Annotated in this window: 7 protein-coding genes; 4 read left to right on the forward strand and 3 right to left on the reverse strand. The window is 34.2% G+C overall.

Annotated features, from left to right (window positions below; all coding sequences use genetic code 11):
- Positions 1–89: 89 nt before the first annotated feature.
- A complete protein-coding gene (locus ABWO41_RS14035; protein WP_353139254.1) occupies positions 90–1,328 on the forward strand; it encodes a DEAD/DEAH box helicase in 1,239 nt (412 codons plus the stop codon).
- 2 nt (positions 1,329–1,330) lie between these two features.
- Here the strand turns inward: ABWO41_RS14035 and ABWO41_RS14040 are convergent, their stop codons facing one another.
- From ABWO41_RS14040 to ABWO41_RS14050, 3 genes are read right to left on the reverse strand one after another with little or no spacing between them, the layout of a single operon-like run.
- Entirely contained in the window at positions 1,331–1,975 is a 645-nt protein-coding gene (locus ABWO41_RS14040) for a uridine kinase family protein (RefSeq protein WP_353139257.1), read from the reverse strand.
- A complete protein-coding gene (locus ABWO41_RS14045) occupies positions 1,965–2,900 on the reverse strand; it encodes a LysM peptidoglycan-binding domain-containing protein (protein ID WP_353139260.1) in 936 nt (311 codons plus the stop codon). Before ABWO41_RS14045 ends, ABWO41_RS14040 begins: the two co-directional genes overlap by 11 nt.
- 31 nt (positions 2,901–2,931) lie before the next feature.
- The gene (locus ABWO41_RS14050; protein WP_353139263.1) at positions 2,932–3,678 is read right to left on the reverse strand and encodes a DUF4905 domain-containing protein; all 747 of its coding nucleotides are present in this window, start codon (positions 3,676–3,678) and stop codon (positions 2,932–2,934) included.
- A 140-nt stretch (positions 3,679–3,818) separates the two neighbouring features.
- On the opposite strand from ABWO41_RS14050, the gene ABWO41_RS14055 reads away from it, so the two are divergent.
- The 3 genes from ABWO41_RS14055 (at position 3,819) to ABWO41_RS14065 (ending at position 6,425) form a co-directional block, all read left to right on the forward strand.
- Positions 3,819–5,147 (forward strand): NfeD family protein, encoded by a 1,329-nt coding sequence (locus tag ABWO41_RS14055; protein ID WP_353139266.1) that lies wholly within the window; start codon positions 3,819–3,821, stop codon positions 5,145–5,147.
- Positions 5,148–5,152: 5 nt separating this feature from the next.
- Complete coding sequence (locus ABWO41_RS14060; protein WP_353139269.1) at positions 5,153–5,635, forward strand: Dps family protein; 483 nt, start codon at positions 5,153–5,155, stop codon at positions 5,633–5,635.
- Positions 5,636–5,798: 163 nt separating this feature from the next.
- Complete coding sequence (locus tag ABWO41_RS14065; protein WP_353139272.1) at positions 5,799–6,425, forward strand: Uma2 family endonuclease; 627 nt, start codon at positions 5,799–5,801, stop codon at positions 6,423–6,425.
- The last annotated feature ends 268 nt before the right edge of the window (positions 6,426–6,693 follow it).

A 6,693-nucleotide genomic window follows, 5' to 3' on the forward strand; every position in this document is an offset into this window, starting at 1 on the left:
CATGTTTTTATTAAAAAAATTCACTATTAAATTGGTATGTATAAAGATATATCTAATTTTACATCTGATTATCAACACATCAAACTATATTGAGTTTCGAAGAATTTAATTTTGTACCAGAGCTGCAGGAAGGATTAGACAGCATGGGCTTTTCAAAAGCAACTCCAATTCAGGAGCAAACCATACCACTTGTTCTGCAGAATAAAGATATTATAGCATGTGCCCAAACGGGTACCGGAAAAACAGCTTCTTATCTTCTACCTGTTTTAAATAAGATTTATCAAAAGCAGACCGAAAAAATTAATACGCTTATTCTTGTACCCACGAGAGAGCTTGCTCTGCAAATAGATCAACAGATTATGGGGTTGGCTTACTTTACTCAGGCCACTTCTATAGCGGTTTACGGAGGAGGAGACGGCATTGATTATGAACAGCAGAAAAGATCTTTAAGAGAAGGTGTAAATATAATTATAGCTACCCCTGGAAGAATAATAGCACATTTGACGTCGGGAAAAATCAAATTTGATCATCTGGAGCATCTGATTCTGGATGAAGCGGATAGAATGTTGGATATGGGGTTTTATGATGATATAGTACGAATTATCAGTTATTTACCCCAAAGAAGGCAAAATTTGTTGTTTTCTGCTACAATGCCCTCTAAGATAAGAGGATTGGCAAAGAAAATATTAAAACAACCTGCAGAGGTAAACATAGCCATTTCTAAACCGTCTGAAGGAATTAACCAGCTGGCTTATATGGCTTTTGATGCTCAGAAAGGTAAACTGTTAATTTCTATTCTGAAAAACGGAGGTTTCAAGAGCATTATCATATTCGCTTCGAAAAAAGAAACTGTAAAAGCTATAAATAACGAATTAAATAAACGTGGAATAAAATCAGAGGCATTTCACTCCGATTTGGAACAAAGTCAACGCGAGAGTTTACTTAACCAGTTTAAAGGTGGGCAATTGCCTGTTCTGGTAGGTACAGATGTTATTTCCAGGGGAATAGATGTCGTGGGAATTGATCTGGTGGTTAATTTTGATGTGCCACCAGACCCCGAAGATTATATCCATAGAATAGGCAGAACTGCCCGGGCAGAAACAACCGGGACTGCCATAACTTTTATAAATGATAAGGACCAATACAAATTTCAGCGTATAGAGTTGCTTATAGAAAGGGAAATAGAAAAATTAGCTTTACCAGAAGAACTGGGAGAGGCGCCAATATATGCCCCTGCGAAGAAAAAGAGTAAGACCAATTTTAAAAGGAAGTCCAACAATAAAAAATGGGGTAAGTTTAAAAATAAAAAAGAAAAAGTGGATGAATAATTTTATTTATCCACTTTTAATCTTGCTCTTATGTCGCTTGATATAGCATCTGTAACTTTTAAAATATTTGAAATTTCGTTGACAGAGTTATCTATTACAATATCACATAGCGGTCTGTGCGGTAATAAATATTGTTCATAAGAAGGCATTACATGATTATGCCATTTATATAAAATATCTTCTTCGGAATAACCTCTTTCAATTAAATCTCTGCTTAAGCGTCTTTCCAACGCTATTTCAGTTTGTGCGTCAATAAATATTTTATAATCAAACAGGGGGGTAATATTCTCGTAATGATAAATAAATAATCCTTCTATAATGAGGATAGGTGCCGGTTTATTTTCTAAAATCTTTGGTTTCCAGTTGCTATTGTTGAAAGTGTATTCTTCCATATAAACTGTTTCGTAATGCATCAGTTTATAAATATCCTGTTCAAACTTCTCCACATCAATACACGAAGGAAGATCAAAATTATAAAGTTTATTTTCTTCGGCAGTCATATTTCCTCCAACACGGAAATAATAATCGTCCTGAGAAATCAGGCACACTTCATCTGAAGAAAAATGATTGAGGAAGCAATTTAGGAAAAATGTTTTACCTGAACCGCTTCCACCTGCAACGCCTACGATATAAGGCTTATCTGTCATTCGGTAAGCCGTAGGTGATATTTACTAAGAATCTTTTATCTAAAGCTCCCAAAGCATCTGCAACGGCTTTGTTGATCACTATGATGACATCTTTTGTGGTTTCATTTTCGGTATATTTTCCAACTACTTTTGCAAAAACACTTCTGTTGGTCATTGGATTTGTGATTTTAACTATTGTTCCAATGGGAGCAATACTGTGCAATGCGTAGCTTTTTGTATTTCCCAGGTTTTCATCATTAATATAAACGGCAACACCTTTCTCGTTCTTTTCTGTAATACCATATCTGTTCCTTTGTATATTGATATTGTCTCCCGAGTCTGTAGAATCAATATATCTGATTCGGTTAGGTGTTTCCTGTACCGGAGGAGTGTTTTTAACAATTTCTGGCTTGCCCTGGCTGTTAGTTACGACTTCTGGTTTAAGACTAACAGACTCGTTTACCAGTACTTTTAGTGTTTGTCCAACACTAAGATTATTTCCTGTAAGATTATTTAATAATTTTAAATCATCAACACGCATATTGTATTTGCTGGCAATTCCATATAGGGTCTCTTTAGCTTGTACAACGTGAGTAGTTTCCTGTTTACTCCCTGTTTTTGCAGATTCTTGTTGTGTTGCTCTGCCAGCATTTGATTTATTGCCGAAAACTACAGGAGGTTTAGTAGTGGAAAAGTCCTGTTCGGTCGGAATTTTAATAACAGCACCAATTCCCAGGGAAATATTGTTGTTAAAATCCATTATTTTCCTGGGCGGAATATTGTATTTTCTGGAGATTGAGTAATACGTTTCTTTTGGTTCTATCTTGTGAAGGATAATCTTTTTTCCTGATAGATTTTCTATGCCAATAGAGTCTTTTAGTGACGAAGCCGATGCGGCATATGATAATATAGAAAATGTAAATATTAGAATGTTTTTAAGCTTCATTTATAAAATCTTATCTGTAAAAACTTTACAATTATAATAAATAAACGACAATTTCTGATTTGTCTCTGATGTAAACTAGTTTGTTAAACCATACAAAGAACGTATCCGGAGCGACTTTTTGTATATCTGTAAAAAGATAATCGGTAAAAATTAAATTACCTTCTTTGAAGATCTCCAAAATATGATTTACAGAGTTATTTGTTTTTAAGTAGCTGGCTTTGACGGTTAAATCGTTGATTGTTAGCTTTTGAAAATTATTGGTAATCTCGTCTTCAAAATGAGATTCTGGAATTTTAATGGCGTTGTTAACCATCGGATATTCATAAATTTCTTCTTGCCTGACATTTTTAAGTAACAATCCTGTTTCAGCATCCAGTAATTCGAATCGCTTAGGTTGTATTTTTGCATTATAAGCTAGTATTCCATCTTTAGAAATACGCTCTAAAACATAGTTATAGTTTTCCCAAGCTATTTGTTGAGTGTATAAATTCAAAGCTATAATGCCTTTTCTACCGGGACTAAATTCATTCTCGAAAGCGTAGAAATAAGCAATTCCTTTATGGATGCCTGAAATGCCAATAAGCCATTTTTCCTCAAAGGTTTTTTCTTTCATCAGAAAACGGTTGCTTTTAAGATCAAAGGCATAGAAATAAACTTCTTTTTGTTCGGTACGACTCTCTACAAGTAAAATTTGCTCCATGTCGTCCAGAACAATTTTCCATATAATTCCCTTTACTTTTTCAGAGAGTAACAGCTTAAATGTATCTTTATGGGGCATATGCTTCAAAAATATAAAATATGAAACCAAACATGATGAAATAAACATTAAAATCCATAAGAAGAATGTTTATTTTTATCATCAAAGGTTTGATGTTTGTTTACAAACAGGCATTTGACATTAAAAAATAAAAACTACACATGAAAAAGATATTATACTTGATTTGCTTTTTATTGTTACAACTTTCGTTAAGAGCACAGACAAAAATCTATCAATTCGAGATAAAGGACGAAATTAATCCGGCTACCTGGAGGATAACAAAAAAGGCTATCGAAAATGCCAAGACAGATAATGCTGAAATTTTATTAATAGATCTGAATACTTTTGGTGGTATGTTAGATTATGCAGATTCTATAAGAACAGCTTTGTTGAATACGGAATTAAAAACCATTGTATACATAAACAATAATGCAGCTTCTGCAGGGGCTTTAATTTCTATTGCCTGCGATAGAATATATATGCATAAAGGTGCCAGCATTGGAGCAGCGAGTGTGGTAAGTGGAAATGGCGAAGTTCTTCCCGAAAAATACCAGTCGTATATGCGGGGTTTAATGCGAACAACAGCCGAAAGTAAGGGCCGGAATCCAAAAATCGCTGAAGGATTTGTAGACCCAGATCTGGATATTCCAAACGTTAAGCCAAAGGGAAAAGTGCTTACCTTTACCACATCGGAAGCTATAGCGCACCAGTTTTGCGATGGAGAAGCTAATTCTATTAAGGAGATTTTTGAAAAAGAGGGTATACAACAACCATCTGTGGAGGTATTTGTACCTACCTTGTTAGATAGAATAATCGGGATTTTACTTACTCCTGCGATAAGTGGAATATTAATACTGCTAATTATTGGAGGTTTATATTTTGAATTGCAAACTCCGGGAGTGGGTTTTGCATTAATTGTCTCTGTTATTGCTGCCCTGTTATTTTTTGCTCCGCTTTACCTGGAAGGCCTGGCTGCTAATTGGGAAATAGTGCTTTTTGTTCTTGGTGTCATATTCTTGATTCTGGAAATTTTTCTCATACCGGGCTTTGGTATTTTCGGTATATTGGGAATCATATTTGTTATTAGCGGCTTGGCCTTAAGTCTGGTAATAAATGATTTTTTTGATTTTAATATAACATCGGGAGAAAGACTTGTGAATGCATTTTTGCTAGTAATTATATCTATAATAGCATCAATCACTTTATCGGTGATTTTTGGTGGTAATATTTTGAAGTCGCGGGTATTTAAGAGATTGGTATTGGAGGATGAGCAGAGAGCGGGACAAGGATATCAAGTTAATAAACCATCTTTGGAATTGATTGGGAAGCAGGGGTTTGCAAAAACTGCGTTAAGGCCGTCCGGTAAAATAGATATTGATGGAGTATGGTATGATGCTGTTTCTAATGATGGCTTTATTGATAGTGGTGTTCCAATTGTTGTAAACAAAATAGAGAACTACAATGTTATAGTTAAAAGACTAAATTCATAAAAAATATGGCAACAAATAAAATAGGACTTGACGACAAAGAGGTTGTAGAACTTGTAGATTTGTTAAATGATCTTTTAGCAAATTATCAGATACATTATCAAAAATTACGTGGATGCCATTGGAATGTAAGGGGAAATGATTTCTTTACATTGCATCTTAAGTTTGAGGAATTATATAACAATGCTCAATTAACGATAGACGAGTTGGCGGAGCGAGTACTTACTTTAGGCAAGTCTCCGCATAGCACTTATGCAAATTATATTAAGGTGTCAAAAATTAAAGAGATTAATACAGAGGGGCTGGCTCCGAACAAGATGGTAGAGGCTATCCTGGAAGATTATAAAGTATTAATAGATCTTGAAAGAGAAATTATAGAAATGGCTTCAGAAAATGTAAACGATGAAGGTACCGCAGATATGATTACTGGATTTGTGAAATTTCAGGAAAAAACCAGCTGGATGCTTCGGGCATACAATGGTAGCAAATAAATCATTATATTTTTAATAAGAGCCTTTCCAATAAAGTTGGAAAGGTTTTTTTTTTTTTTTTGCTAAAAAAGTTAGTTGTGTTATTGGTTGTTTATTAAGATGTTACTATATTTGTTGGAGATATGTGCTAAAAAAAATTAGTGTAAATAACTTAAAATAAATAATGAAACAAACCAGACCATATAATACTTTGGAGGAAGGTCCAATAGAAAAGTTAGAGGACCTGGACTTATCGTTGACTTATAATTATTCTAATTATTTAAATTGGTTTTTTAGCGATAGGGTAGAGCTATTAAAGGGGAAAATATTCAAAATGAGCCCTGCACCTTCAAGGCTTCATCAGCAAGTTTCAGGAAAAATTTTCGTAGAGCTTTCACTTTATCTGAGAAATAAACCCTGTAAAGTTTACGCTGCTCCTTTTGATGTCCGCTTTCCTGTAAATAGTAAAGCTGATAAAGATATTTATACCGTATTACAACCCGATATATGTGTAATATGCGATTTGTCTAAATTAGATGATAAGGGTTGTATAGGTGCTCCTGATATTGTTGTGGAGATACTTTCACCTGGAAATAATAAAAAAGAGCTGCTAAATAAATACAAAATATATGAAGAGTTTGGTGTGAGGGAATACTGGGTTATAAGCTCTTCGGAAAAGACTTTCCTGAAGTATACTTTGAATGATGAGGGGAAATATAGGCCATCCCGTCTGTTTACCTTAAGTGAAGAAATAACTTCTGATGTTTTACCTGGTTTCAGGTTAAATCTTGATGGAGTTTTTGAAGATTGAAGTTGTCATGAAAACAGAGTAAGGGTATAATCGCAAAGGGTACAAAAAACACGAAGATAATTTCTCTTTATGTTCTTTGCACCCTTTGTAATGTAATTCTTTTTATTAAAATCTTGCTCCAAAGGTTAAGGAAACTCTGGTAATATTTTTAGTAATATCTGCATAGGGTTCATTGCCGCCACCTAAAGTGTATGAACTATAACCATCTTTGGTATCATATAGCATTACAGCAGCATCAATAGAATAATTTCCTACTCTGTAACCGAAA

Source organism: Pseudopedobacter sp., from assembly GCF_040392825.1.
Taxonomy (GTDB): Bacteria; Bacteroidota; Bacteroidia; order Sphingobacteriales; family Sphingobacteriaceae; genus Pseudopedobacter.

Bases quoted from the DNA above. Each gene is read 5' to 3' on its own strand.
- ABWO41_RS14040 (WP_353139257.1), bottom strand. From the start codon at position 1,975: ATGACAGATAAGCCTTATATCGTAGGCGTTGCAGGTGGAAGCGGTTCA.
- ABWO41_RS14050 (WP_353139263.1), bottom strand. From the start codon at position 3,678: ATGCCCCATAAAGATACATTTAAGCTGTTACTCTCTGAAAAAGTAAAG.
- ABWO41_RS14055 (WP_353139266.1), top strand. From the start codon at position 3,819: ATGAAAAAGATATTATACTTGATTTGCTTTTTATTGTTACAACTTTCG.
- ABWO41_RS14045 (WP_353139260.1), bottom strand. From the start codon at position 2,900: ATGAAGCTTAAAAACATTCTAATATTTACATTTTCTATATTATCATAT.
- ABWO41_RS14065 (WP_353139272.1), top strand. From the start codon at position 5,799: ATGAAACAAACCAGACCATATAATACTTTGGAGGAAGGTCCAATAGAA.
- ABWO41_RS14060 (WP_353139269.1), top strand. From the start codon at position 5,153: ATGGCAACAAATAAAATAGGACTTGACGACAAAGAGGTTGTAGAACTT.